26 protein-coding genes are annotated in these 25006 nt (G+C 69.6%); 14 read left to right on the top strand and 12 right to left on the bottom strand.

The annotated features are described in order from the left end of the window. Positions 1-15: 15 nt before the first annotated feature. The 6 genes from HKK72_RS09110 (at position 16) to HKK72_RS09085 (ending at position 5971) form a co-directional block, all read left to right on the top strand. On the top strand, positions 16-831 hold the full coding sequence (locus tag HKK72_RS09110) for a F0F1 ATP synthase subunit delta (RefSeq protein WP_187233831.1): 816 nt from the start codon (positions 16-18) through the stop codon (positions 829-831). Positions 832-898: 67 nt separating this feature from the next. Next, positions 899-2536, top strand: coding sequence for a F0F1 ATP synthase subunit alpha (atpA, locus tag HKK72_RS09105; RefSeq protein ID WP_187233830.1), 1638 nt, complete (start codon positions 899-901; stop codon positions 2534-2536). Between the two features lie 6 nt (positions 2537-2542). Next, positions 2543-3469, top strand: a complete 927-nt coding sequence (locus tag HKK72_RS09100) for a F0F1 ATP synthase subunit gamma (protein ID WP_187233829.1) — start codon at positions 2543-2545, stop codon at positions 3467-3469. An 8-nt stretch (positions 3470-3477) separates the two neighbouring features. Further along, positions 3478-4908: a F0F1 ATP synthase subunit beta gene (gene atpD / locus HKK72_RS09095; protein ID WP_187233828.1), complete on the top strand. Its 1431-nt coding sequence runs from the start codon at positions 3478-3480 to the stop codon at positions 4906-4908. A 97-nt stretch (positions 4909-5005) separates the two neighbouring features. Beyond that, positions 5006-5407, top strand: coding sequence for a F0F1 ATP synthase subunit epsilon (locus HKK72_RS09090; RefSeq protein ID WP_187233827.1), 402 nt, complete (start codon positions 5006-5008; stop codon positions 5405-5407). Positions 5408-5428: 21 nt separating this feature from the next. Beyond that, positions 5429-5971 carry a DUF2550 domain-containing protein gene (locus HKK72_RS09085; RefSeq protein WP_187233826.1) on the top strand — a complete coding sequence of 181 codons (543 nt, stop codon included), beginning with the start codon at positions 5429-5431 and terminating at the stop codon, positions 5969-5971. A 15-nt stretch (positions 5972-5986) separates the two neighbouring features. Here HKK72_RS09085 and HKK72_RS09080 read toward each other — a convergent pair whose 3' ends face one another. The 7 genes from HKK72_RS09080 to HKK72_RS09050 form a co-directional block, all read right to left on the bottom strand. Next, a complete protein-coding gene (locus HKK72_RS09080) occupies positions 5987-6808 on the bottom strand; it encodes a DUF4097 family beta strand repeat-containing protein (RefSeq protein ID WP_187233825.1) in 822 nt (273 codons plus the stop codon). A gap of 128 nt (positions 6809-6936) precedes the next feature. Continuing rightward, entirely contained in the window at positions 6937-7581 is a 645-nt protein-coding gene (locus HKK72_RS09075; RefSeq protein ID WP_187233824.1) for a cob(I)yrinic acid a,c-diamide adenosyltransferase, read from the bottom strand. 33 nt (positions 7582-7614) lie between these two features. Continuing rightward, positions 7615-8196 (bottom strand): TetR/AcrR family transcriptional regulator, encoded by a 582-nt coding sequence (locus HKK72_RS09070; protein ID WP_187233823.1) that lies wholly within the window; start codon positions 8194-8196, stop codon positions 7615-7617. Between the two features lie 617 nt (positions 8197-8813). Further along, a complete protein-coding gene (locus HKK72_RS09065) occupies positions 8814-10316 on the bottom strand; it encodes an aldehyde dehydrogenase family protein (protein WP_187233822.1) in 1503 nt (500 codons plus the stop codon). A gap of 409 nt (positions 10317-10725) precedes the next feature. After that, the gene (locus HKK72_RS09060; protein ID WP_187233821.1) at positions 10726-11433 is read right to left on the bottom strand and encodes a hypothetical protein; all 708 of its coding nucleotides are present in this window, start codon (positions 11431-11433) and stop codon (positions 10726-10728) included. Positions 11434-11505: 72 nt separating this feature from the next. Beyond that, entirely contained in the window at positions 11506-11976 is a 471-nt protein-coding gene (locus HKK72_RS09055; protein WP_222720510.1) for a glycine-rich domain-containing protein, read from the bottom strand. Between the two features lie 207 nt (positions 11977-12183). Next, a complete protein-coding gene (locus HKK72_RS09050; RefSeq protein WP_187233820.1) occupies positions 12184-12624 on the bottom strand; it encodes a hypothetical protein in 441 nt (146 codons plus the stop codon). 148 nt (positions 12625-12772) lie between these two features. Here HKK72_RS09050 and HKK72_RS09045 point away from each other — a divergent pair, with 148 nt between their 5' ends. After that, positions 12773-13615 (top strand): GntR family transcriptional regulator, encoded by an 843-nt coding sequence (locus HKK72_RS09045; protein WP_187233819.1) that lies wholly within the window; start codon positions 12773-12775, stop codon positions 13613-13615. A gap of 133 nt (positions 13616-13748) precedes the next feature. Here HKK72_RS09045 and HKK72_RS09040 read toward each other — a convergent pair whose 3' ends face one another. Then, on the bottom strand, positions 13749-14537 hold the full coding sequence (locus HKK72_RS09040) for a site-2 protease family protein (RefSeq protein WP_187233818.1): 789 nt from the start codon (positions 14535-14537) through the stop codon (positions 13749-13751). Between the two features lie 222 nt (positions 14538-14759). Between HKK72_RS09040 and HKK72_RS09035 the strand changes: the two genes are divergently transcribed. Beyond that, on the top strand, positions 14760-15767 hold the full coding sequence (locus HKK72_RS09035; protein ID WP_187233817.1) for a hypothetical protein: 1008 nt from the start codon (positions 14760-14762) through the stop codon (positions 15765-15767). A 138-nt stretch (positions 15768-15905) separates the two neighbouring features. Here the strand turns inward: HKK72_RS09035 and HKK72_RS09030 are convergent, their stop codons facing one another. Both HKK72_RS09030 and nucS read right to left on the bottom strand, forming a co-directional pair. Continuing rightward, positions 15906-16301 carry a DUF3224 domain-containing protein gene (locus HKK72_RS09030; RefSeq protein WP_261986670.1) on the bottom strand — a complete coding sequence of 132 codons (396 nt, stop codon included), beginning with the start codon at positions 16299-16301 and terminating at the stop codon, positions 15906-15908. 78 nt (positions 16302-16379) lie between these two features. After that, the gene (gene nucS, locus HKK72_RS09025; RefSeq protein WP_187233816.1) at positions 16380-17063 is read right to left on the bottom strand and encodes an endonuclease NucS; all 684 of its coding nucleotides are present in this window, start codon (positions 17061-17063) and stop codon (positions 16380-16382) included. Positions 17064-17142: 79 nt separating this feature from the next. On the opposite strand from nucS, the gene HKK72_RS09020 reads away from it, so the two are divergent. Then, positions 17143-17670, top strand: coding sequence for a GNAT family N-acetyltransferase (locus HKK72_RS09020; protein ID WP_222720509.1), 528 nt, complete (start codon positions 17143-17145; stop codon positions 17668-17670). A gap of 229 nt (positions 17671-17899) precedes the next feature. Continuing rightward, entirely contained in the window at positions 17900-18292 is a 393-nt protein-coding gene (locus HKK72_RS09015) for an SCO5389 family protein (protein WP_187233815.1), read from the top strand. A 64-nt stretch (positions 18293-18356) separates the two neighbouring features. Here the strand turns inward: HKK72_RS09015 and HKK72_RS09010 are convergent, their stop codons facing one another. Continuing rightward, positions 18357-19382 carry an LLM class flavin-dependent oxidoreductase gene (locus tag HKK72_RS09010; protein WP_187233814.1) on the bottom strand — a complete coding sequence of 342 codons (1026 nt, stop codon included), beginning with the start codon at positions 19380-19382 and terminating at the stop codon, positions 18357-18359. A gap of 134 nt (positions 19383-19516) precedes the next feature. Here HKK72_RS09010 and HKK72_RS09005 point away from each other — a divergent pair, with 134 nt between their 5' ends. From HKK72_RS09005 to HKK72_RS08990, 4 genes are all read left to right on the top strand, one after another. Then, positions 19517-21304 (top strand): 3-hydroxybutyryl-CoA dehydrogenase, encoded by a 1788-nt coding sequence (locus HKK72_RS09005; protein WP_187233813.1) that lies wholly within the window; start codon positions 19517-19519, stop codon positions 21302-21304. A 48-nt stretch (positions 21305-21352) separates the two neighbouring features. Beyond that, positions 21353-21670 carry an ATP/GTP-binding protein gene (locus HKK72_RS09000; protein ID WP_187233812.1) on the top strand — a complete coding sequence of 106 codons (318 nt, stop codon included), beginning with the start codon at positions 21353-21355 and terminating at the stop codon, positions 21668-21670. Between the two features lie 83 nt (positions 21671-21753). Then, positions 21754-22512 (top strand): alpha/beta hydrolase, encoded by a 759-nt coding sequence (locus HKK72_RS08995; protein WP_187233811.1) that lies wholly within the window; start codon positions 21754-21756, stop codon positions 22510-22512. 122 nt (positions 22513-22634) lie between these two features. Next, positions 22635-23423 carry an alpha/beta fold hydrolase gene (locus tag HKK72_RS08990; protein WP_187233810.1) on the top strand — a complete coding sequence of 263 codons (789 nt, stop codon included), beginning with the start codon at positions 22635-22637 and terminating at the stop codon, positions 23421-23423. Positions 23424-23438: 15 nt separating this feature from the next. Here HKK72_RS08990 and HKK72_RS08985 read toward each other — a convergent pair whose 3' ends face one another. Continuing rightward, positions 23439-24995, bottom strand: coding sequence for an AI-2E family transporter (locus HKK72_RS08985; RefSeq protein WP_315987155.1), 1557 nt, complete (start codon positions 24993-24995; stop codon positions 23439-23441). Between the last annotated feature and the right edge of the window lie 11 nt (positions 24996-25006).

The following is a 25006-nucleotide window of genomic DNA, read 5'->3' as shown; positions in this document are numbered from 1 at the left end:
AAGGCGAGCGCGACCATGAGCGGAGCGGCGAGCAGGGCATCGCTGGCCGAGGCCGTGGAACGGCTGGAGGCCGTCCTTTCCACGGCCGATCTCACCACGCTGGGTGAGGAGCTGTTCGGCATCACGCGCCTGCTCGATCGCGAGCCGTCGCTGCGCCGGGCCCTCTCCGACCCTTCCCGGGACGGAGAGGAGAAGGCACAGCTCATCCGGATCCTGCTCGAGGGCAAGATCTCCGAGCCGGCCCTCGAGCTGGCGGCGGACGTCGTACGCCAGCGTTGGTCGCGGCCGCGAGAGCTCGCGGACGCGTTCGAGCGGCTCGCGGTGATCGCCGAGGCGGCTCGGGCCGAGAGCGAGGGCCGGATCGACGATCTCGAGGACGAGATCTTCCGCTTCGGCCGCGTGATCGATCGGGAGCCGCAACTGCGCAACGCCCTGACCAGCCCGCGGCCGCCGGCCGAGCAGAAGCGGGAACTGGTGGGCGCCCTCCTGGAGGGCAAGGTCACGCCCTCGACGTCGCGGCTGATCAGCGAGGTCGTAACGGACTCGCGGGGACGTAGCCTGGAACGAGCGCTGGAAGAGTACGGCCGACTCGTGGCCCAGCGTCGCGACCGCTTGGTCGCGCTGGTGCGCACCCCCACGGACCTGAGCGAGGACCAGCGGACACGGCTCGTGGCGGCGCTCTCGGCGGCCTACGGACATGACGTATACCTGAATATCGAGGTCGACCCCGGTGTCCTGGGCGGTATTTCCGTCCAGATCGGGGACGAGCTCATCGACGGCACGGTGGCCAGGCGGCTGGATGACGTCCGGCGCCGGATCACGTCGGGCTGACGAGCCGGCGGCTGAGCCGAGAACACGCAACGAGCTGACCCCGTACAGAGGAAGCAAGAGAGGAATCATGGCGGAGCTGACGATCCGTCCGGATGAGATCCGGAACGCGCTGGAGCGCTTCGTCCAGTCGTACGAGCCCGAAGCGGCCGCGCGCGAGGAGGTCGGCACCGTCGTCGATTCCGGCGACGGCATCGCCCACGTCGAGGGCCTGCCCTCGACCATGGCGAACGAGCTCCTCGAGTTCGAGGACGGCACGCGTGGCCTGGCTCTGAACCTGGACGTCCGTGAGATCGGCGCCGTTGTCCTTGGCGACTTCAGCAACATCGAGGAGGGTCAGCCGGTCCGTCGTACCGGCGAGGTCCTCTCGGTGCCGGTCGGCGACGGCTTCCTTGGCCGTGTCGTCGACTCGCTGGGCAACCCGATGGACGGCAAGGGCGACATCGAATCGAACGTGCGACGGCCGCTCGAAGTGCAGGCGCCCAGCGTCGTGCAGCGGCAGTCGGTCAAAGAGCCGCTGCAGACCGGCATCAAGGCGATCGACGCGATGACGCCGATCGGCCGGGGCCAGCGGCAGCTGATCATTGGTGACCGGCAGACCGGCAAGACCACCATCGCGGTCGACACGATCATCAACCAGCGTGCGAACTGGGAGTCCGGCGACCCCTCCAAGCAGGTGCGCTGCATCTACGTGGCGATCGGCCAGAAGGGCTCCACGATCGCGTCGGTGCGCGGCGTCCTGGAGGAGGCCGGAGCGCTGGAGTACACCACGATCGTGGCCGCTCCCGCTTCCGAGCCCGCGGGCTACAAGTACATCGCCCCCTACACCGGTTCGGCCATCGGCCAGCACTGGATGTACGAGGGCAAGCACGTCCTGATCATCTTCGACGACCTGTCGAAGCAGGCCGAGGCCTACCGCGCGGTGTCGCTGCTGCTGCGCCGCCCGCCGGGCCGTGAGGCATACCCCGGCGACGTGTTCTACCTGCACTCCCGGCTGCTGGAGCGCTGCGCGAAGCTGTCGGACGACATGGGCGGCGGCTCGATGACCGGCCTGCCGATCGTCGAGACCAAGGCCAACGACGTGTCGGCCTACATCCCGACCAACGTCATCTCGATCACCGACGGTCAGTGCTTCCTGGAGACCGACCTGTTCAACCAGGGTGTCCGCCCGGCGATCAACGTCGGTGTCTCGGTCTCCCGGGTCGGCGGCTCCGCGCAGGTCAAGGCGATGCGCAAGGTGGCCGGAACGCTTCGGCTGGCCCTGTCGCAGTACCGTGACCTGGAGGCCTTCGCCTCCTTCGCCTCCGACCTGGACGCGGCCTCCCGCGCCCAGCTCGAGCGCGGCGCGCGGCTGGTCGAGCTGCTCAAGCAGCGCCAGCACGTCCTCTTCCCGGTCGAGAAAGAGGTCATCTCGATCTGGATGGGCACCTCGGGCCAGCTGGACGACGTGCCGATCGAGGACATCGGCCGCTTCGAGAGCGAGTTCCTCGACTTCGTGGCGCACAGTTACAGTGGGGTACTCGACTCCATTCGCGAGACCGGTGAGCTGTCCGACGACGCGCTGACCACCCTGAAGGACGCCATCACGGAGTTCAAGAAGGGCTTCCAGGCCAGTACCGGTGAACTCCTCATCGAGGACGAACCGGTCGAGGCGCTGGACGAGAGCGACGTCGAGCAGGAAAAGATCACCCGGGTCAAGAAGAGCTGATCGGCGATGGGTGCACAGCTTCGTCAACTGCGACAGAAGATCAAAACGGTCAAGTCGACCGCCAAGATCACGCGTGCGCAGGAGCTCATCGCCACCTCCCGCATCGTCAAGGCGCAGGAGCGGGTGAAGGAGTCGGCGCCGTACGCGCGGCACATCACGCGTGCGGTGACCGCTCTCATCAGTCACCAGACCAACGTGGCGCACCCGCTGGTGAAGGAGAAGCCGGACAGCCCGCGGGCCGCCGTGCTCCTGATCACCAGTGACCGCGGGTTCTGCGGCGGCTACAACGCCAACGTCCTCCGTGAGGCCGAGGCGCTCATGACGAAGCTGCGGGAGGACGGCAAGGAGCCCGTCCCGTACATCGTCGGGCGGAAGGGCATCAACTGGTACCGGTTCCGCGGCCGCGAGGTCGAGGAGGAGTGGAGCGGGTTCAGCGACCGGCCGAACTTCGAGGACGCCGAGACCATCGGCCGGCGGCTCGTCGCCGACTTCCTCGCGGAGAGCGAGGGCGAGGGCGAGGGCAAGCGCGATCTCGGTGAGATCCATGTGATCTACACCCAGTTCGTGTCCATGCTGACGCAGGAGGTGCAGGTGCGCCGGCTGCTGCCGCTGGAGATCGAAGAGGTGGAGGCGACGGCCACGGAGACCGTGCCGCCGGCGTACGAGTTCGAGCCGTCCGCCAAGATCGCGCTCGACCTGATGCTGCCGAACTACGTCGAGAGCCGTATCTGGCACATGCTGCTGCAGGCGGCCGCCTCGTACCACGCGGCGACGCGGCGGGCCATGAAGTCGGCCACGGACAACGCGAACGAATTGGTGGGGATCTACTCGCGCCAGGCGAACCAGGCGCGGCAGGCCGAGATCACCCAGGAAATCAGCGAGATCGTCGGTGGCGCCAACGCGCTCGCCGAGGCTAGCGCGGGGAGTGAGTGAGAGTCACCATGACTGCTTCGGTAGAGACAGCCACGGCAACGGGGCGCGTCGCGCGGGTCATCGGCCCGGTCGTCGACGCGGAGTTCCCCGCCGACGCCATGCCGGAAATCTACAACGCCCTCCACGTGGAGGTCGGTACCGGCGACGAGGCCAAGACGCTGACCCTTGAGGTGGCCCAGCACTTGGGCGACAACATCATCCGTGCCATCTCGATGCAGCCCACGGACGGCATGGTCCGGGGCATGACGGTCACCGACACCGGCGAGCCGATCTCGGTGCCGGTCGGTGACGTGACCAAGGGCCACGTGTGGAACGCCCTCGGCGAGTCACTGGACGTGCCGACCGCGTCACTGAAGGTCGAGGAGCGCTGGGGGATTCACCGGAAGGCGCCGCCGTTCGACCAGCTCGAGTCGAGGACGGAGATGCTGGAGACCGGCATCAAGGTCATCGACCTGCTCACCCCGTACGTTCGCGGTGGGAAGATCGGCCTGTTCGGCGGTGCGGGTGTCGGTAAGACCGTGCTGATCCAGGAGATGATCCGCCGGGTCGCCAGGAACTTCGGTGGCACCTCCTGCTTCGCCGGCGTCGGCGAGCGCACCCGTGAGGGCAACGACCTCTGGGTCGAGATGGCCGAGGCGGACGTCCTCAAGGACACCGCCCTGGTCTTCGGCCAGATGGACGAGCCGCCGGGCACCCGTCTGCGGGTGGCACTGTCGGCTCTGACCATGGCGGAGTACTTCCGCGATGTGCAGAAGCAGGACGTGCTGCTGTTCATCGACAACATCTTCCGGTTCACCCAGGCCGGCTCGGAGGTCTCGACCCTCCTCGGCCGGATGCCCTCGGCGGTGGGTTACCAGCCGACGCTGGCCGACGAGATGGGTCAGCTGCAGGAGCGGATCACCTCGACCCGCGGTCACTCGATCACCTCGATGCAGGCGATCTACGTGCCCGCGGACGACATCACCGACCCCGCTCCGCACACCACGTTCGCGCACCTCGACGCGACCACGGTGCTCTCCCGGGCGATCACGGAGAAGGGCATCTACCCCGCGGTGGACCCGCTCGACTCCACCTCCCGGATCATGGACCCGCAGATCCTCGGTGAGGAGCACTACAACGTCGCCCAGTCCGTGATCGGGATCCTGCAGAAGTACAAGGAGCTGCAGGACATCATCGCGATCCTCGGCATCGACGAGCTGTCCGAAGAGGACAAGATCACGGTGCAACGGGCGCGGCGCATCGAGCGTTTCCTCTCGCACCCGATGTTCGTGGCCGAGGCGTTCACCGGCCAGCCCGGTGTCTTCGTGCCGCTGGACGAGACCGTCTCCTCGTTCAAGGCGATCGTCGAGGGCAAGTACGACCACATCCCCGAGCAGGCGTTCTTCATGTGCGGTGGCATCGAGGACGTTGAGAAGAAGGCCAGGGAACTGGAGGGCTGACCGGTACGGGTGAGCCCGGGCGGTCGACCCGTCGACCGGCCGGGCCCACCCCGACCGTTATCCTCTCTCGCACAGCCGCCCCACCCGGAGGAAGCAAGTGGCAAGCGCAACGCTTAAGGTCGGACTCGTCTCGCCGGAGCGTGAGATCTGGTCCGGTGAAGCCGAGCAGGTGATCGCTCAGACCATCGAAGGCGAGATGGGCATTCTGGTCGGCCACGTTCCGGTGCTGGGCGTCCTCGTGGACGGCAGCGTGGTCCGCATCAAGCCGGTGGACCAGTCGGACTGGGTCACCGCGATGGTGGGCAGCGGGTTCTTCTCGGTCGCCGGCGACGAGGTCGCCGTGCTCGCCGAGCAGGCCGAACTCGGTGCCATGATCGACGTTCCCGCGGCACGCGCCGCGCTGCAGGAGGCTCTTGAGGCCGAGGCCAGAGCCCCGGAGACCGTGGTGGCCGAGCGACGCGCCCGAGCACGTCTGCGGGCCGCCGGTGAAGAGGTCTAGTCGACGCTGAAGGCGGGGGGAGTGGGCGAGCAGCTGGCACTTGACGTCGGCGGGGTGTTCGCCGCGATCCTGCTCGCGGTGGTGCTCGGCTTCCTAGTGGTCTCCGTACGGCGGTGGCTCTTCGAACGCGCGGGCGGCACTGTCGAATGCAGTCTCCGGACGCTGCCCTCCGGCGGGTCCGAGAGCGACGCCCGGGGTGCGTCCAAGGGCGGGCCCGACGGTGAGGCACGAGACGGCTCCGAGGCCGGCGCCGAACCGGACGCGACGGCGGGGGTATGGCGGCTCGGCCTCGGCCGTTACAAGGGCGACGAGCTGCACTGGCATCGAATCTTCGGCTTCCGGAAGAGGCCCCGGCAGGTGATCCACCGCCGGGGCCTCGTCGTGTCCAATCGACGTCGCCCCGAGGGCGACGAGGTCGCGGCCCTCGTGCCCGACGCCGACATCATCGAGGTCCGCGACGGGGAGCTCACGGTCGAGCTGGCCATGAGCGGGGCCGCCCTCACGGGTTTCCTCGCCTGGCTCGAGGCGGCGCCCCCGGGCCTGCCCATCGACTTCCCGAACTGACGGGCGGGCCGCCCCTCAGGCTTTGACGATCTTGATAGGTCCGGAGTCGGTGATCACCTTGACCTGGAGCGGAGAGGTCGAGTCGCGGTTGACGTCGATGGTCTCCGCGCCTGAGTCGGTGCGGGCACTGACCGCGTACTCGCGGTCACCCGGCAGCGTCAGCTGGACGGCGCCCGAGTCGGTCACGGCGTTCACGTTGGCGGGCGGCTCGGTGCAGCTCGCCCGGATCGGCCCCGAGTCCGTGCGGACCGTGAGGTCGGAGACCTTGAGTCTCTCGGCGGTGATGGCTCCGGAGTCGGTCTGCAGTGACGTGGTCAGCGCCTGCCCCGCCACCCGGATCCGCCCGGAGTCGGATCTGGCGGTCAGCTTCGGCGAGCGCAGGTCGACCAGGTCGATGGTCCCCGAATCGGTGCGGGCGTCCACCGAACCCGCCACGCCGGTCACCTGCACCCTGCCGCTGTCGCCGGTCACCTGGACGTCGGTGCCGCGCGGCACCGTGACCCGGTAGCTCACGGCACAGGTCGGTTCGATCCCGACATGGATGCCGCCCGGGCACTTGTACCGCAGGGACAGCGTGCCGTCCTCGGTGGTGTGCAGCGGGGTGGGCCGCTCGCCCTTGCCGTACGACAGCCGCTCCTGCACCACGATCTTCGTGGAGTCGGTGCCGACGACCTCGATCCGGTCGCCGTCGGCCTTCACCCGCAGGGCGTCGACTTGGCCGGTGACGTCGTAGGAGCGGTCCTCGTGGAGGGTCTTGGTGCTGACGCTGATACCGCATCCGCTCACGGCCACCACGGCCATTCCGGCCAGCGCCACCGCACCTGTGACAACCTTCATCGTCCCCTCGCTTCCGGTCGCGCTCTTCGCATGTGTACAGCATCGAGGAGACGAGGAGATCCCGACAGGTGGCCCACAGGCGTCTCAACGGTGGGGCTAACCCCACCGCCGGACCGGCCCGGCCGTTCTCATTCGGCCGGGGAGGAGGGGCCGCCGGGCTTCCAGAGGACGTCGCCGTGGTCGGCGTTGACGATCCGGGTCAGGATGAACACCAGGTCGGAGAGCCGGTTGAGGTAGCGCGCCGTCAGCGGATTGACGCCTCCGGCGGCCGACGGGGCCCCGTCGTCGCCGCCTTCCGCCGCGCCGTGCGCGTCAATGGCCGCCCAGGTCGAGCGTTCGGCGCGCCGTACGACCGTGCGCGCCACATGGAGCAGCGCGGCGCCGGGCGTGCCGCCGGGAAGGATGAAGCTGCGCAGCGGCCGCAACCGCTCGTTGTAGGCATCGCACGCCGCTTCGAGCCGGTCGACATAGGACTCGTCGATCCTCAGCGGCGGGTACGGAGGGTCGTCGACGACCGGTGCGCACAGATCGGCTCCGACGTCGAAGAGGTCGTTCTGGATCCGGGTGAGCAATGCGGCGATGTCCTCGGGCAGCGCGCCCATGGCGACGGCGACCCCGATGGCGCTGTTGGCCTCCTCGACGTCGGCGTAGGCGGCCAGCCGGGGGTCGGTCTTGCCGGTCCTGCTGCCGTCGCCCAGCCCGGTCGTTCCATCGTCGCCGGTCCGGGTGTAGATCCGGGACAGCACGACCGGTGTCTCATCACGTTTCGCCATAAGCGCCACCCTAGACGCAGGCTCCGACGCGAGTCAGTTCGGCAGGGCCGCGAGGAAGATGTACTCCGCGGTCTTGAGCAGGTCCTCTTCGGCGCACCGCGGATCCCCCTGCACTCCCGTGGTGATCAGCTCCTGGACCGCCCCGATCAGCCCGATCGCCAGGTTGTGGTGGTCGATCCCCTCGATGACCGTGTGGTCGCGCATCAGCCCCGCCATCAGCGCCGCGAACTCGTTGACGGTGCGTAGCCGCTCCGGCAGGAGCGGGTCGCCGGCCCGCCGGACCTCGACATGGGCGATACGGGCCCGCCGCTCATCGGTGATCATGTAGCGGATGTAGGCGTAGAGTCCCGCGCGCACGAGGTCGCGTGGGGTGTCACCCGCCTCGTCGAGCGCGCCCCGCACGTTCGACATGGCCTCGGAGACGATCCCGTTGTAGACCGCGCTGAGGACGGCCTCGCGTCCGTCGAAGCACTGGTAGAACGCACGGGTGGAGATCTTGGCGTCCGCGCACAGAAGGTCGATGGTGGTGGCCGGATAGCCCTTGGTGCCGAACCGGTCGAACGCCGCCGCGAGCACCCGTTCCCTGCGCTCGGCGACCCGTTCCTGCGCGGACATCCCCCGGTATGTTCGCGACTCGCTCATACGCCCCCTTCCCCCGAGCGAAGATGTTCGCATAGCGCGCAGGGGCGGGCCCAGTGAAGGTGCAGGTGAGAAGGTGGCCGGAAGGTGACAGTCCACTGCGCGGCGGCAAGAGGCCAGGTCCGCGGTCGCGCGGGGGAGCCGGGGCGCATTCGGCCGGCCGTAACGGAGAACGCCCCCGCCGTGCCTCCCCGAACGGGGGAGGGGGCGAGGGCGTCCGCTTAGGCGGCATCCGGGCAGCCCGGCCGGAGCCGGGTCCCTTCTGGTCAACGGGTCCGCGCCTGGCGGGCCCGGCGAACCCGGCCGGCCTTCTTCGCCTCGGCCTGCAGGCGCCGGACGCGGTCGTTGGCGATGACCTTCATGACGCCGGGGTGCGCGTTCATGCTGTTCTCCTCAGTCGCTGGGCCGGTGTCTTCCGGCCCTACGACTACAAGGTTCGTCCTAAGGGGGGGTGGGCCACATCGGGACGACGCCCTATCTCCCCGCCTTATGCCGCCTTAGTACCCGCCGTATCGCCTTAGCCGCCTGCCGTCCGCCGGGCTTCGCCTTAGGCTCAGGCCGGTCGCCCCCCGGCACCTGCCTGAGCCGAGCGGCTATCGCCCGTACCGGCGGCCGTGCAGGAAGGTCACCACGCGGGTCAGCCGGCGCATCTCCTTGTCGCCGCGGGCGAACGAGGTGAGGTCGATGGGCGGGTTGAACCGCTGCCGCGTGATGGCCTTGGCGCGGGCGAACTCGCGCAGGCCGTCGGCGCCGTGAATGCGCCCGAAGCCGGACTCGCCGACCCCGCCGAACGGCAGGCCGGGGATCGACGCGAAGGCGATCACCGCGTTGATGGAGGTCATGCCGCTGCGCAGCCGGCGCGAGACGTCCATGGCACGGGACCTGCTGCCGGCGAACACCGCGGCGGCCAGGCCGTACGAGGTGGCGTTGGCCTTCACCACGGCCTCGTCGAGATCCTTCACCTTCGTGACGGTGACGGTCGGCCCGAAGGTCTCCTCGCTCACGGCCGTCGAGTCCTCGGGCACGTTCGTCAGCACGACCGGGTCGACGTACGGTCGCCGCACCGACTCGGGGCCGCCGACGACCGCCGTGCCGCCCTTGTCGAGGGCGTCCTTGATGTGCCGTTCGATGACGTCGAGCTGCCGGGGCATCGTGATCGGTCCGTATGAGGCCTCCGCGCCGGCGCCGGCCCGCAGCGCCTCGGCCCGCTCGGTCAGCTTGCCGATGAACGCGTCGTAGACGTCCTCGACGACGTACACCCGCTCGACGCCCACGCAGGTCTGCCCGGCGTTGGACATCGCTCCCCACACGGCGGCCGAGGCGGCCGCGTCGAGGTCGGCGTCGGCGTCCACGAGAAAGGCGTCCTTGCCGCCGCACTCGGCGACGATCGGGGTGAGGTTCTCGGCGCACGCCGCCATGACCTTCTTGGCGGTCGCCGTCGAACCGGTGAAGGCGATCTTGTAGACGTCGCTGGAGGCGAGCGCCGCGCCGGTCGGCCCGAGGCCGGTCACCACCTGCAGGACCGGCTGCTCCGGTACGACGGTCTCGAAGATCTCGGCGAGCAGCGTCCCGACGCCGGGCGTGTACTCCGACGGCTTGAACACGACGGCGTTCCCCGCCGCGAGGGCATAGGCGATCGAGCCCATCGGGGTGAAGAGCGGGTAGTTCCACGGCCCGATGACGCCGACCACGCCGAGCGGGTGGTATTCCAGCGTGCACTTCTGGTGCAGGGCGACCACTCCCGGGTAGACGCCGCGCGGGCCGAGCACCTTCTGTGCGTGGCGCGCGGCCCAGTCCAGGTGGGTGACGGTGGCGGCCACCTCCAGGATGGCGTCGGAGACCGGCTTGCCGGTCTCCTGGTGGATCAGCTCCGCCAGCCGGCCCAGGTCGCGGGTCAGTGCGCCCTTGACGTTCAGCAGCCGCAGCCGCCGCTCGCGCCACCCGAGCGATCCCCACCAGACGGCGGCCGCGCGGGCCCGCTCGACGGCCGCCCGCACCGCCGTCTCGTCGTGCACCGGGTGCTCGGCGAGAACCTCGCCGGTGGCCGGGTTGAGCGACTCGAAGGTTCCGCTCCCCGTCTCGATCGCCACGGACATTGAGAACCTCCCGGCACCGCCCTGTGATTTACCGCCCAGTAAAGCATTACAGAGCCGTCATGGCCGGGGCAGAATTCCCGTCCATGCCCGGCATCCGCCGGTCTATCGACCACGAGGCTCCGGCGGCTCATGCTCGGCCTCCTGTGCCTTCGCGGGTGGTCGGGAGGTACGTTCGCGGCGGGGGCGGTGTCAGATTGCTCTCCAGCCGGTACCGTGCCCAGTCACGGGCGACGGCCGTGAGCCGCTGCGAGTGCGGCCGCTGGGGCCGTCCGGGTCTTGTGCTCCCACAGGCCGAGGACCGTGGCCGCGAACGCCGTCACCGCCTCGGCCGGCGCCACGCGCCACGCCGGGACCCGACTCGCCCACGCCTCTGCGGACTCGGGTGAGTGCCCGGCCGCCATCAACCGGATCACGAGGAACGCCGGGTCCACCCACGCCGCGCGCCGCGACGACCATGCCCAGTCGATGACCCGGACCTGGCCGTCGTCGGTGAGGAGGTTCCCGGGCTGGAGGTCGGCGTGGAGCAGCGTGTCGCCGTCGACCAGCTCGGGCGCTGACGCCTCCAGTTCGACGAGGTGCGGCAGGTGCTCGACCGCGACGCCTCCAGTTCGACGAGGTGCGGCAGGTGCTCGACCGCCCATGGTTCGAGGTCGGCGGGCGGGTCGTCGGCGTAGTTCTGCCACACCGGCAGCTGGGCCCAGCGCGCGGCGAGGCTGCGGCCCTGGATCGGGCACGGCGTCAGCGCCGGTCGCAGTGCGGTCACGGCCTCGGCGACCGGGGTGAGGTCGGCGCTGTAGGGGGAGAGGTCCGGGTGCCGGCCGGGCGCGTGCTCGAAACCGAGCATCAGCCACCCGTCGGCCTCCAACTGCCACAGCAGTCGGGGCGCGAGCTGCGGCAGGTGCGGGTTCACCTCGGCCTCGCGGCGGTGCATCCACGCACCGGGCGCGGTCGCCTGGATGCCCTTGCAGAACACCTGGCCGTTCTCCACGTGCAGGGTGGCGGAGAAATCCGAGCTGCACCCCCACGCGGGTGTCTCTGCCTTGTTCACCGGCCCGCACCGGTCCTCCACGGCTCTGCGGACACCGTCGGGCAGGGCGTCCCACTCACGTCGGGTCATAGCGTCCTCGCTGGGTAGGCGGCGGCCCCAGGTCGCCGAGCATATGACCTGGGGCCGCCGGGGAGGGAAGCGTCAGTTGCTGTCGACGCAGCCCTGGTGGCACTGCGAGCAGTCACCCGAGCGCCCGCGCCACAGCGGTTCGTCGACCGGCACGCCGGAGACCCGCATGGCCGCGAGCGTGGCGGGGAGGTGGCCGCGCTCGGGCGGTGGGGCGTCGCCGATCCCGCCGCACTTGTGGTCGTCGGTGGGCTCGTGGTGGATGAACCGGCCCGCGACCCGCTCACAGAACGCCGCGTACTCGCGGGTGTGCAGGACGAAGGCGTGCCAGCCGATTTCGACGACCGGGGAGGGGGCCAGGCCGGCGCCGGGGTTGTCTGCGCAGGCCTTGAGGAACGCCAGGGCCTGGCCCATGATGCGCTCGGCCATGGCCTGCCCGATCTCCTCGTCGGCGACGATGCGCCGTACGAGCTTGCGGAAGAGCGCGGCGGGGATCAGGTCCCGGGGGTCGATGCCGCGGACCGGGGGATCGGCGGTGAGTAACACGGTTTCCTCCTTACTGGCCGCCCGGCTCCGTGCCGGGCGGGAGTCTTGGGCCCCGCACCGCTCAGAGGGTGCGAGGCCTGGCCGCCGGCCTGCCGCTGGCAGGGGTCACCCGGCCGCTATTTTTCTCGGCCGCTTTTGTGAGGGGGTGCGCCGTCCCGTGCTTTGCTACGGCGCGCCCACGACTGCGGACCCACGAGATGCCCACGATTACCGCCGATCTGCGGAGCCGACGGTGGTCTGCGCCAGGCGCTCCTCGTGCGTGGCAAGGTCGACCAGGCAGGTCGCGATCGCCTCGGGCGGTATCCCGTCGCCGAGGATCTCGGGCGGGTCGGTGAACATCGGCGCGAGGGTCGACCACGAGGCCGGCGACGGGAGGCTGTCCCACACGACGTCGCCCGTGGGCGGGTCGATCCGGCAGCGCGCCACGAGGCCCTGGTAGACGTAGCCGACGCGGGAGAAGCTGAGGATGACCCGGTGAACGAGGCCGCGGGATCCGGCCGGGGCGCTCGCGAGCGCTTCGACGACATCGTCGAGAGTGCGGTCGTAGTCGCCGGTAACACCGCACGCGCCGGCGCCGTCGCCTCCGGCGATCGTCCACGAGTACATCCGTGGCGGATCCAAATGCCTTCGTGGCAGGGCGCCGGTCATGGCACCATCACCTCCGTAGTGGCCGCTGCACAGGGCAACCTCTGGCATACGTCCCGATTTGCTTCAACAAATCAACATGCCAGGCTCCATGGTGGCGACTACAATCCCGGGAGTCAATATGCTTCAACAAATCCGTTGAGAGGTGCTCATGGCGTCAGCGCGATACCGCGAGATCGCAGACGACCTCCGCCGTCGGATCAATGAGGGTGAGTGGCAGCCCGGCGACAACCTGCCGCGCATGACCGACCTGGCCGCTGAGTTCAACGTGTCTCGCAACGCGGTCGCTCGCGCCGTCGCCGAGCTGGAGAACGATGGCCTCGTGTGGGCGGTCCCTCGACGCGGCACCATCGTCCGACCGGCCAAGCGCCGCCGCATCGTCCGCGGGAACGTAGTGAAGCGGAACACCAGGCACCGCCGCCCGGACGGAAGCGAAAACGCTGGCGGTTACTCGTTCCCCGCGGCCGAAGGTAACGAACTGTGGATTCACCACGTGCCTGCGACCGCGGCGGAAGAGGCCATCACGGGCAGGGTCGCGACACTCCTCAACGTCCCCGAGGGTTCTACGGCGCTACGCCGGCGGCGCGTCACCGGGCCTCCGAACGAACCGCCGTTCCAGATCAGCGACTCGTGGATTCACCCGCGCGGCGTCGCCGACGCTCCGGCCGTGGCCGAGCAGGGCCCCGGCCCCGGCGGGTGGCTGGACCGGCTCGAGGAGGCCGGTCATGGGCCGATCGAGTGGATGGAGATTCACCGAGGCCGACTGCCCGATCAGGATGAGGCCGCGCTCCTCCAGATCCCCACCGGCCTACCCGTGCAGGAGGTCATCCGCGTCGGCTTCTCCGCGAAGGACGGGGCGGCGATCGAGGTGACGCAGGTCGTCATCCCCTCCGACCGGGTCGAGGACATCGTCTATCTCAAACGCGACCGTTCGGCCGCCTGGCCGCATAGCCAGAACGGGCCCGACGGCCCACCCGTCGCTCGCGGGGAATAGCAAATGCCCCGCCGATCCTCGTGGTCGGCGGGGCATCGTACATAGGAACAGCATCGGGCCGGCCCCGGTGGCGTCTTCCTCGGCGAGCATGAACAGCCCGGCGGAGATCCCCCAGGTCGCTCCAGCTGGGGGATCAGTTCTTCCAGAACTGGAAGAGCAGGTGACCCAGTTCGATCGGCAGGCGGCCGATGCCGAGCGCGTCGGTGAGGGTGTAGATCGCGTCGAAGAACACGCGGTTGATCGGTCCGAGCCAGAGCAGAGCGATCAGGATGAAAAAGGCATAGCCGCCGATCTCGCTCGCCTTGCGTGCCCATTCCCGGGGCAGGTAGGGCTCGATGATGCCGAATCCGTCCAGGCCGGGGATCGGCAGCAGGTTGAGCAGCGCCGCGGTCACCTGCAGGAATGTGAGGAAGGCGAGCCCGGACCAGAAGATCCGGTGGTCGTCCTCGGCAAGGATCTTGACGACGAACGCGAGTATGAGTGCGAAGGCGAGGTTGGCGAGCGGGCCCGCCGCCGAGATGAGACTGTGCCGGAGCCGGCCGCGGATCTTCCCTCGCTCGATCCAGATCGCGCCTCCGGGCAGGCCGATTCCGCCGATCAGCATGAAGAGCACCGGGATCGCGAAGCTCAGGATCGGGTCGGCGTACTTCAGCGGGTTCAGTGTCAGATAGCCCTTGGTGGCGATGCTGTCGTCGCCCGAACGGTAGGCGAAGAAGGCGTGGCCGAACTCGTGCAGGCAGAGCGAGACGATCCAGGCCCCCGCCACGAAGCCGAACAGCGCGAGCCGAGCCGGTCTCTCCACGATGTTGCCGTAGCGCCAGACGATCAAGCCGCACAGCACGGTGGCCGCGACGATGGCGATGAACACCGGGCTGAGCCGTACGTTCGCGCGGCTCCCCCGCAACTCGTGCACCGATCCCATCGTGACCCTTCTCTCGCTTCTCGCGCCGATCGAGCGATCACGCGCGTTCACCGCAGGGTACCCGTGTCCCGTACCAGACCGGGGCGACATGCCCCAGCCCTCTCGGTACGGGGTGCCGGCGGTTCGGCCGGGCGGTGCCTGAACGCGCGCCGGGCAAGAAGGGCCTTGACTTGGGTCCCCGGGCCCTGCGACGGCATTCATCGGGACCAATACCGTACGCATATGCGGGAATTTGTACGACGGCGTTGTGTGGAAAAAGGCAATCTCCGGGAAACAGGTGACGGCTCCGTATCATATCTGAGCATCGTCCTGCTCGTGGCGGTCGTCGCCGCCGCCTTTGTCGCCAGCGGCGTAGGTAGCGCTGTGGCCTCCAGCATCGAGAAAGCGGTATGCCGGGTCGGGCAGAACGACTGCGTGCCCACCGGCGGCCGGCCGGTGGCCGTCCCCGCGGTCGCCCCGACGAGCCCGGCGCCCAAAGTTCCCACGGGGGGTGGAGGAGCAAACAAGATCTTGAAGTTGAAGGACCGAAAGGCCCTGCTGGCACCGCCAGGGGAGTCCCCACCACCGGAATTCGACCCAGAGTACTGGAACAAGCAGTTCGAGGCGCAGTTCAAGGCGGCCCGGTACTATGAAGGGATAGCGAAGGCAGACATCGCCGGTTGGCACGAGCCGAGCGGAAAACCATTCCTGGAATGGCAGTTGAAGGCCGGCTTCACGACTCGCTGGCGAATCGGCACCGGCAATGACTACGATAAGGCGAAACGAGAGATCATCCTCGATGTGATGACCCCGCCCCATGAGCGAGAGGCTACTCGGCAGAGAGCCCTCGCGGATCTGGTCGAACCGCCCAAGAAAAAGGGCCTCGATGCGAACGACGTGTCGCGCGAGGAATATATCGAGCAGAGCGTGAATCATCTGGCGGATTTCTATAACGCGCAGAACGGTTACCTCATCGCCTCGACATACGCCCGAATAATGCGCGCAAATCTCCCTGAAATAAAAGGAACGCCGCCCTATCTGGAGACCTATGTCACCGCCTTCAAGAAAGCCACCAACGACTCTTTGTCGCTGACCGACGAAGAACGACGGCTGGGTGGCGAGGCTGGGCGGAAGGCGGTGCTCGATGCGGTGACGCAGCTCAACAGCGAGCGTCTCGGCAACGAATGGGACGCCGCTCAGAAGGCTCCCAAGCGAAGTGCCAAGTGTCTGTGGCTCTGGCGCTGTTCGTGACCACGCGGCCGTTCGCGCCGCGGGATGTCCGCGCGTTCACCGCAGGGCGGCCGTGCGACCTACCCGACCGGAGCGACATATCCCGAGCGGGCATGCCGCTCCGGTTGCCGGGTCCCATGGTGAGGTGGCCGCCGGAGATCAGTCCAGGTCGTAGTCGAGGGTGTAGGAGTGCTCGCCGTCCGGCCCGACCGTGATCTGGCCCTCGCCGCGCAGACCCTTGAGCTCCGAGGTGCCCGAGGTGGACACGATCTGCCATTTCATCCACTGGACCCCGTCCGAGGCCCCCGCGCTGTGCTGGAGGACGAAGGTTCCGCTGCGGCCGTTCAGCGAGCCCTCGACGTGCTCCAGTGCCACGTAGGCGGCGGGCCCGGCCTCGGTGTGCAGGGACAGGAGCTCGGTGGCGCTCGTCCCGGTCAGGTCGCCGTGGAAGGTCTTGGTGACGCCGACCCGCCCTATCGTGGCGCCGGTCCGCTCCTCGGTGGCCTTCTCGTCCCAGCCGGTGATATCGAAGGTCCCGCTCGCATGTTCGCTCATGGGCGCCATCCTTTCCGTCATTCCTGCCATCTTCTGTCAGGTACGGCCACGACGGTGGGCGGGGTCGTCAGAACGATGTCAGAACAGGGTGCCGTCGCGCTCGATCCCGCGAAGCGTGTCGTAGTCGAGGGTGACGCAGTCGATGCCGCGGTCGTTGGCGAGTACCTTCGCCTGCGGCTTGATCACCTGCGCGGCGAAGATCCCCCGCACCGGGGCGATCAGCGGATCGCGGTTGAGCAGCTCGAGATACCGGGTGAGCTGCTCGACGCCGTCGATGTCGCCGCGTCGTTTGATCTCGATGGCGACCGTCGCGCTGCTGTGGTCGCGGCACAGGATGTCGACCGGCCCGATCGCGGTCGGATACTCCCGGCGGATCAGCGTCCATCCCTCGCCGAGCGTGGTGATGTGCTCCGCGAGCAGTTCCTGCAGGTGCGCCTCGACGCCGTCCTTGACCAGGCCAGGGTCGAGGCCCAGCTCATGGCTGGAATCGTGCAGTATCTCCTCGATGGTGAGGATGAGCTGCTCGCCGGACTTGCCGTGGGTCACCGTCCACCGCGCGATCGCGCCGCTGCCGTCCGCCGGTGGTTCCTCGCGGAGCGTGCAGGGCGGGTTCATCCAGTTCAGCGGCTTGAACGCACGGTCGTCGGCGTGGATCGAGACCGAGTTGTCAGCCTTGACGAGAATGAGGCGCGGGGCCATGGGGAGGTGGGCGGTGAGGCGGCCGACGTAGTCGACGCTGCACCGCGCGATGACAAGACGCACGGTGCATCACCCTAGTCAGCGCACGGCTCCGATGCTGCTCCACCGTACGATTCATGCGAGGTGACGAGGGAGTGCGATCATGAGGTGGACCCTGACGGGCAAGGATCGGGCGTCGGATGAGATGCGGATCCGGCGAGCGGTGCTGTCCGATGATCGCGCCCTCGCCGAACTCGACCGGATCACGTGGGCGCCTGAGAACGCCGTGAGCCCGCGCCCGCACGAGAACGCGGTGTTCTTCGACCTGGGGCATCCGCCGGAACAGTTCCTGGTCGCCGAGCGGCAGGGCCGTCTCCTCGGCTTCATCCGGCTGGTCCAACCGGTGCCGCTGCCGAGCGGCGACCACGTACGCCAGATCCAGGGGTTCGCCGTCGACCCCGCGGAGCGCGGCCGGGGTCTCGGCCGGCTGCTCCTCGAAGCGGTCTTCGAGGAGGCCCGTCTCCAGGGCGCGCGCCGCATCACGCTCCGGGTGCTGTCGGTCAATCTCCGAGCGCGCAGGCTGTACGAGGCCGTGGGCTTCGCCGTCGAGGGTGTCCTGCCGGAGGAGTTCTACCTCGAAGGCCGCTATGTCGACGACGTGCTGATGGGCCGCAGCCTCCTCACCACATGACCTTGCGATGCGCCCCGTGCGGCCTCCGTGCGGTGCGCCCGTGCGCAAAGGACCACGGTGGGGTTGCGCCCTCTGCGTGCCTTGCGTCGGCGCTGGTCACGCGTGCCCAAGGTGCGGCCAATGGTGGACAACCGGGCATTTCGCTATAAATCTGCCCTAGACGTGCTCGGGCGTAATGATTACCGTCGCCAGAGGAGTGAGGTAGGACGGACGGCGAAAGGAACCTCCCATGTCCCTCGACGTGTCTGCGGAACTCCTGGAAAAGGCACAGTCCGGTGAGGTCGACGACGCGACGTTCGTCGAGTGCATTCGCACCTCGCTGCCGTACGCCTGGGAGATGATCAGCGGCCTGGTGGCCCGGCTCCAGGTGGACGGCGGGGAGTTCGCCGACAACCAGACGCCGCCGCCGGACGAGCAGGCTCGCGGCCAGCTCCTGCGGGTTCTCGCCAGCGACGCCATGCGCGGCGCGCTCGAGCGCTACTTCGGGGTCAAGCTCGCGTTCCAGAACTGCCACCGGGTGGCGGTCTTCCCCGGCGCCGCGGCCGGCGGCCGGACCTACCGCCGCTTCGTGACGGCTCGCGAGCAGATCCTCAACCAGTCGCCCGAACTGCGCGACTGCTGACCGTCACTTCGCGATCTCGCAGGTGTTCGCCGTGCGAACGCCCGCCAGATCACGGCATGGTCGGTCACGGGCATGGTCGATCGCGCGCCTTGGGGCCGTGCACGTCGGTATCGCGCACCTTGGGGAGGACCTCGGCGCCGAGGCGGGCGATGTTCTCCAGTGTGCGTTCGCGGGAGCCGGTGCAGTCGACCAGCAGAATGACGTGCTCGATGCCCGTGGTGGCGGCGGTCGCGGTCAGCGCCTCCACGCAGTCGTCGGGCCCGCCGACCGGGTGCAGTTCGCACAGCAGCCTTGCGTACTCGTCCGGATCACGTGGCCTCGTCGGCCGGCCGTCGACCGGCACGTAACCGGCCAGTCCGGGACCGAGCCAGCGCGGCAGCTCCCGGCGTACGGCCGACACCGCCTCCTCGCGGGTGTCGGCGACATGCGCCACCCCGGTGGCGATGTGCGGTGCAGGCCCGCCGAGGTCGGCGTAACGTGCGATGGCGGCCGCCTTCTCGGCGTCCCCGACGTGCATGCCGAGCAGCATCGGCAGACCGCGCGCGGCGGCGAGCGCCTCGGTGCCCGGTGACGTACAGGCCACCACGACCGGCGGCGCCGGATCCGGTCGCGGCACCACCGGGACCTCGCGGAAGCGGAAGCGGCGGCCGGGCCACGAGACGCGCTCCGATGACAGCCAGGTGAGCAGCAGATCCAGCGACTCCGCGAAGCCCTCTTCGAAGCGCTCCAGGCCGGTGCCGAACACTTCGAGATCGACCCACGGGCCACCGCGGCCGACGCCGAGCCGGAACCGGCCGCCGGACACGAGGGAGAGCAGCGCCGCCTGCTCGGCCAGCGCGACCGGATGCTGGTTGGACAGCACGCTCACCGCGGTGCCCACCTCGATGCGCGACGTGGCGCCGAGCAGATAGCCGGCGAGCGTCACGGCCGACGGGCAGACGCCGTACGACATGAAGTGGTGCTCCGCCACCCACACGTCGTCGAACCCGGCCAGTTCGGCCGCCGCGGCCGCCTCGACCGTGCGGGCCAAGGCGTCACCGTGCCTCTCGCCGGAGAACTGCCCGGCCGGCAGGAAGAGCCCGAAGCGCACGCGTCATTCGTACCAGAGTTCGTCGCGAACGAGCCGTCTGGGAGACTCCTGAACAGCTGATCAGCGAATACGGCATCCAGGGAACACGGGCATCCGGCAACACGGGCATCCAGCGGACAGGGGAGCACGCGGTCATGAGCGATTTCCGGAAGATCGGGGTTGTCGGGCTCGGCACCATGGGTGCCGGAATCGCGGAGGTGATGGCCGGCGGCGCGTATGACGTCATGGGCATCGAGGTCAACGAGGCGGCGCTGGCGAGCGGCCGCGGGCACCTGGAGCGCTCGACCGGACGCGCCGTCAAGCGGGGCAGGCTGACCGAGGAGGCACAGGCCGCGCTCCTGGACCGGATCACGTTGTCCACCGACTACGCGGCCCTGCGCGACTGCGATCTGGTGATCGAGGCGGTGCCCGAGCGGCTGGAGCTCAAGCGCAGGGTGTTCGCCGAGCTCGATCGGGTCTGCCGGCCGGACGCCGTGCTCGCAACCAACACCTCCTCGCTGTCGGTCACCGAGATCGCGGTGACCACCGGCCGCCCGGCCGCGGTCGTCGGCGTCCACTTCTTCAATCCGGCGCCGGTCATGAGGCTGGTCGAGGTGATCGGCACGGTGCTCACCGAGCCCGGGCACGTGGCCAGGGTCGCCGAACTCGTAAGCGGGCTCGGCAAGGTGCCGGTCACCATCGGCGACCGCGCGGGGTTCATCGCCAACCGGCTGCTCTTCGGCTACTTGAACCAGGCCGTGGGGATTTACGACTCCGGGCATGCCACCCGCGAGGACATCGACAACGCGATGAAGGCCGGAGCCGGGCTGCCGATGGGCCCGCTCACCCTGCTCGATCTCATCGGCCTGGACACCTCACTGGAAGTGCTCGAGGCGATCTACCGTGAGACCCGGGACCGCCGGCACGCGCCCGCGCCGATCCTGCGCCGGCTCGTCACCGCCGGGCAGCTCGGCCGCAAGACCGGCCGCGGCCTCTACACCTATGACAGGCCCGGATCGCCGGTCGTCGTCGACGGCCCGTCCCCGGTGTCGTCCCCGCCGGCGTCCGAGGAGGCGGCGGTGCCGGAACGGCCGCTGGTCGGCGTGGCCGGCTCGGGCGACGTGGCGGTCGGCATCGCCCTGCGGGCCGCCCGCGCCGGGTGCCCGGTCCGGTTCGTCGCGGCCGAGGGCGCCGGAGACGCCGGGACCCTGACGGAGGACGCAGGGGACGCCGGGACCGGGGCCGACGCGGCCTGGCGGTCCCTGCAGGCGTCGCTCGATCGCGCCGTGGCCGCCGGTGAGCTCCACGAGGCCGGCCGCACGGCGGCCCTGGACCGGATCACCGTCGGCTCCGAGCCGGGTGCGCTGGCCGAGTGCGACCTTGTGATCGAGTCGGTCACCGGGGATGACGCCGCGAGGCGCTCCACGATCGCCGTGCTGGACGGCGTCGCCAAGCCCGGCGCGGTCCTCGCCACCACCGCCGCGACCCTGCCGGTCATCGAGTTCGCGACGGCCACGAGCCGGCCCGGCGACGTCGTCGGTCTGCACTTCGCGGAGGCGGGACGGAACCTGGCCGAGGTCGTCTCGACGGTCCTCACCGACCCCGGCGTCGAACTGCGGGTGGTGGCGCTGGCCGAGCGGCTCGGGAACGAGGCCGTGCGCTGCCGCGACCGCGCCGGGTTCATCGTCGACGCGCTGCGCTTCCCGTACCTCAACGACGCCGTTCGGATGATGGACGCCGGCTACGCCGACGCCGACGCGATCGACGCGGCGATGACGCTGGGCTGCGGCTACCCGGTGGGTCCGATCGCGGATCTCGACCGGCTCGGGCTCGACCGGGCCGTGCGCGTGCTGCGGGCGCTCCACGGGGAGTCGCGCGAAACCGCGTCGGCGCCCGCCGCGCTGCTCGCGGAGTACGCCACGGCCGGCCGGACCCTCCGCTGATCCGGACTCGGGAACACGGCGGTACGCCCCCGTCCGTACCCTTATGGCATGAGCCCCCGTAAGAATCGCCGCGACGCCGAGGATCGCCGGTCCGTCGGTGGTTCATGGGCGGGCGGGCTTCAGAACATCGAAGAGGCGCCCGACGGGGACTGGGTCATTCGCACGATCGCGCCGGCCAACGCGACCAAGCCGTACCGCTGCCCGGGTTGCGACCAGGAGATCCCGCCCGGCGTCGGGCACGTGGTCGCCTGGCGGGCCGATGAGCGGGACGCGGGCGACCGGCGGCACTGGCATCGGTCCTGCTGGCAGGCTCGGCTGAGGCGGACGCCGAGGATCCAGCGTTCCCGCGGGGCCCCGCGCTACTGACGCCGGCCTGGTCGAGGGACATGGGCGTTAGGGCGACCGATGGCGGGGTAACCGACAGCAGGGCTACTGACAGGAGACAGTTCATGGCGGAGATCCGCGCGAGTTCGGTGCTGCCGGCCCGGCGGGAACCGATCACGCTTCATACCGCTGACGGTCTGGAGTTGGTCGGCGAGCTCGCGATGCCGGTTGACCGGCCGCCCGTCGCCACCCTCGTCTGCCTGCATCCGCTGCCGACGCACGGCGGCATGATGGACAGCCACGTGATCCGCAAGGCGTCCTTCCGGCTGCCGGCCCTGGCCGACGTGGCCGTGCTGCGGTTCAACACCCGCGGCACGACCTCCGAGCGCGGCACCAGCCAGGGCGAGTTCGGTGAGGGCGAGACCGAGCGGTTCGACGTCGCGGCCGCGCTGGAGTTCACGGAGTACCACGATCTGCCTCGCCCGTGGCTGCTCGGCTGGTCGTTCGGCACCGAGCTGGCCCTGAGGTGGGGCCGCGACCCGCTGGTCGAGGGGGTGATCCTGCTCTCGCCGCCCTTGCGTCGAGCGACCGATCAGGACCTCGACGCGTGGGCGGCGGACGGCCGCCCCGTGGTCGCGCTCGTGCCGGAGCTGGACGACTACCTGCGTCCTCCGGAGGCCCGCGAGCGGTTCAAGCGCGTCCCGCAGGCAGAGGTCATCGCGGTCGACGACGCGAAGCACCTGTGGGTCGGCGAGCCGTACGTGCGCATCGTGCTGAACGAGATCGTGAAGAGGGTGGCACCCCAGGCATCCCCGCTCCCGAATGAATGGGACGCCGATGAAGGGGACGCAGATCAAGGGGACGCCGACACCCGCATGACCTGATGCGGCTCTAAACCGGTACGGCCGATGACGGCCATGGTTCTCGGGAGAAGGGCCGGGGAACGCCACGATGGCCACATGACTGATCGATCTCCGCGTGATGACGACCGGACGGCAGGGGCGTTATGACCATCGCACTGAACGCTCGTGACGTGGGCGAGGGGATTCCTCTCGTCCTGCTCCACGCGTTTCCGCTGTCCTCGGCGATGTGGCTTGAACAGCGGGAGGCGCTCGTCGGGCGATTCCGGGTCATCACGCCGGATCTGCGGGGCTTCGGCGGCTCGGTCCTCGGCGACGACGAACCGTCGATCGACGCCATGGCCGACGATGTGGCGGCCCTGCTCGACTCGAAGGGCATCGAACGAGCGGTCATCGGCGGGCTCTCGATGGGCGGATACGTCACGATGGCGCTCTGCCGCAGGCATCCCGAGAAGATCCTCGGCATGCTGCTGGCCGACACCAAGGCCGCCGCCGATCCGGATGCCGTCCGGCAGAACCGGCTGCGCATGGCGGATCAGATCAGCGCCGACGACAGCGTGGGCATCCTGGTCGAGGAGGTGCTGCCGCGGCTCGTCGGTCCCACCACGTTCCGCCAGCGTGCGCTCGTGTACGGGCGGGTGCGCGGGCTCGTACGCTCCGCGCCGCCGCGGGCCGTGGCCTGGGCGCAGCGCGCGATGGCCGCGCGGCCCGAGTCCTTTGACGTCCTGAGGGGCATGCGGGTCCCGACGCTCGTCATCACCGGAGCCGAGGACGAGCTCACCACCGAAGGCGATGCGCGCGCCATGACCGACGCACTGCCGAACGCCGAGCTCATGGTCATCCCCAGAGCGGGACACCTGTCGGCGGTCGAGCAGCCGGAGCTGTTCAACCAGGCCGTCGCCGAGTTCGTCTCGGCGCTGGCCCGGATGCGGTGAGCTCCTGCGGCCGGGTCACATGGTGTCCTGGCGGGGAACGACCACCTCGCGGACGATGAGCGAGATCGCGGCCGCGGTCGGGATCGCGAGCAGTGCGCCGACGATACCCAGCAGGGTGCCGCCGATGAGGGCGGCGATGATGGTCGCCGCGGGGTGGACGTCGACCGCCCGCTTCATGACGCGCGGGTGGATCACGTAGTTCTCGACCTGCTGGTAGGCGACGAAGAAGATGACGCAGATGATGCCCGTGCCCGTGCCGTCGAAGAACGCGACGACGCAGACGAGCGAGGCGCCGATCGTCGCGCCCACCAGCGGGATGAAGGCGGTGAGAGCGACGAGGAGCGCCAGCGGGAGCGCGAACGGAATGCCCATGAAGAGCATGAACACATAGGCCGAGGTGCCGGCGACCAGGGCGACGGCGACGGTACCGGCGACGTACCCGCCGATCCGAACCAGGATCTCGTCGCCCAGCAGGGCCACCCGCGCCCGCCTGGAGCGGGGCGCCATGCGGTAGAAGAAGTTCTTGATGGCGGGCAGCGAACCGAGGAAGTAGAGCGTGAGGATCAGCACGGTGAACGTGCTGAAGAGGCCGCCGACCACGACCCGGCCCACGCCGACGATGCCGTTCACCGCCTGCTTGCCGAAGTTGGCGTTCGTCACCGTGGACTGCAGCTTGCCCAGCAGCTGGTAGCGCTGATCGAGCTCGCGGACGCGGGCGTTCTGCTGGAGCTGCTGGATGTAGGTGGGCACATGGTCGATGAACGCCGTGATCTCGTTCGTGAGCGGCGGCACTATGGCGGCGCCAAAGCCCGCGAACACCATGAGCAGGCCGAGGAAGACCAGGGCGACGGCCCACCGCCGGGACACGCGGCGGCGCTGCAGGGCCTCGACGGCGGGGTTGAGGCCGACGGCGAGGAACAGGGACACCACGATCAGGATCAGCACCTGACGGGCGCTCGCGATGGCCTGGATCAGCGTCCATGCGGCGAAGACCCCGAGGGCGCCGGTGAAGCCGAAGATGAACGGATGCGTTCTGCCCAGCGGCTGGCCGGGCCGCCCGAACGGGAGGCTGTCTTCGACGCCCGCCTCGCGCTTGCGTACCTCCATGTCCGTCAGGGGGTCGGCGCCCGGCTCATGGACGCGCTGTTCCGGGATCGCGACCGGGTTGATCTGAATGGGCGACAGCGGAGCGGGCGGCTCGGCCGGCGGCTCGGCTCGGGCCTCGTCGGCCGTCTCACCGCCGGGCTCCTGTTCGGGCCCCTTGGCCTGCGCGCGGCGGGCGGCGACGTTCCGGATCGCCTCGCGCGCCCTTTCCCCGAGCTTGGCGTCACGGAGCCTGGCGCGGAGCGCGTTTCGCCTCCCGGCCGCCGTCCGATCGGCGGCCGCACCGCCGTCGCCTGTCGCTCCGTCACCGGCCGCCCCGTCGTCGGGGGCCGCTCCATCGTCGGCGGCCGCACCTCCGGTGTCGGCGGCGGTCTCGTCCCTGGTCTCGTCGGCGGTCTCGTCCGTGGTGTCGGGGACGGCAGGCTTGGGGGCCTCCGCCTTGCCCTCGCGGGCGGTGTCCTCGGGCACGCCGTCTCCTC

The sequence above is a fragment of the Actinomadura sp. HBU206391 genome (assembly GCF_014323665.1).
Taxonomy (GTDB): Bacteria; Actinomycetota; Actinomycetes; order Streptosporangiales; family Streptosporangiaceae; genus Actinomadura_C.
Note: the sequence above shows the minus strand (reverse complement) of the source record. Positions and strands in the feature narration are given on the sequence as shown.

Excerpts from the sequence above, each read along its gene's own strand:
- HKK72_RS09110 (WP_187233831.1), top strand. The coding sequence starts at position 16 with ATGAGCGGAGCGGCGAGCAGGGCATCGCTGGCCGAGGCCGTGGAACGG.
- atpA (WP_187233830.1), top strand. The coding sequence starts at position 899 with ATGGCGGAGCTGACGATCCGTCCGGATGAGATCCGGAACGCGCTGGAG.
- HKK72_RS09100 (WP_187233829.1), top strand. The coding sequence starts at position 2,543 with ATGGGTGCACAGCTTCGTCAACTGCGACAGAAGATCAAAACGGTCAAG.
- atpD (WP_187233828.1), top strand. The coding sequence starts at position 3,478 with ATGACTGCTTCGGTAGAGACAGCCACGGCAACGGGGCGCGTCGCGCGG.
- HKK72_RS09080 (WP_187233825.1), bottom strand. The coding sequence starts at position 6,808 with ATGAAGGTTGTCACAGGTGCGGTGGCGCTGGCCGGAATGGCCGTGGTG.
- HKK72_RS09075 (WP_187233824.1), bottom strand. The coding sequence starts at position 7,581 with ATGGCGAAACGTGATGAGACACCGGTCGTGCTGTCCCGGATCTACACC.
- HKK72_RS09070 (WP_187233823.1), bottom strand. The coding sequence starts at position 8,196 with ATGTCCGCGCAGGAACGGGTCGCCGAGCGCAGGGAACGGGTGCTCGCG.
- HKK72_RS09065 (WP_187233822.1), bottom strand. The coding sequence starts at position 10,316 with ATGTCCGTGGCGATCGAGACGGGGAGCGGAACCTTCGAGTCGCTCAAC.
- HKK72_RS09060 (WP_187233821.1), bottom strand. The coding sequence starts at position 11,433 with ATGACCCGACGTGAGTGGGACGCCCTGCCCGACGGTGTCCGCAGAGCC.
- HKK72_RS09050 (WP_187233820.1), bottom strand. The coding sequence starts at position 12,624 with ATGACCGGCGCCCTGCCACGAAGGCATTTGGATCCGCCACGGATGTAC.
- HKK72_RS09045 (WP_187233819.1), top strand. The coding sequence starts at position 12,773 with ATGGCGTCAGCGCGATACCGCGAGATCGCAGACGACCTCCGCCGTCGG.
- HKK72_RS09040 (WP_187233818.1), bottom strand. The coding sequence starts at position 14,537 with ATGGGATCGGTGCACGAGTTGCGGGGGAGCCGCGCGAACGTACGGCTC.
- HKK72_RS09035 (WP_187233817.1), top strand. The coding sequence starts at position 14,760 with ATGCGGGAATTTGTACGACGGCGTTGTGTGGAAAAAGGCAATCTCCGG.
- HKK72_RS09030 (WP_261986670.1), bottom strand. The coding sequence starts at position 16,301 with ATGAGCGAACATGCGAGCGGGACCTTCGATATCACCGGCTGGGACGAG.
- HKK72_RS09020 (WP_222720509.1), top strand. The coding sequence starts at position 17,143 with ATGAGGTGGACCCTGACGGGCAAGGATCGGGCGTCGGATGAGATGCGG.
- HKK72_RS09015 (WP_187233815.1), top strand. The coding sequence starts at position 17,900 with ATGTCCCTCGACGTGTCTGCGGAACTCCTGGAAAAGGCACAGTCCGGT.
- HKK72_RS09005 (WP_187233813.1), top strand. The coding sequence starts at position 19,517 with ATGAGCGATTTCCGGAAGATCGGGGTTGTCGGGCTCGGCACCATGGGT.
- HKK72_RS09000 (WP_187233812.1), top strand. The coding sequence starts at position 21,353 with ATGAGCCCCCGTAAGAATCGCCGCGACGCCGAGGATCGCCGGTCCGTC.
- HKK72_RS08995 (WP_187233811.1), top strand. The coding sequence starts at position 21,754 with ATGGCGGAGATCCGCGCGAGTTCGGTGCTGCCGGCCCGGCGGGAACCG.
- HKK72_RS08990 (WP_187233810.1), top strand. The coding sequence starts at position 22,635 with ATGACCATCGCACTGAACGCTCGTGACGTGGGCGAGGGGATTCCTCTC.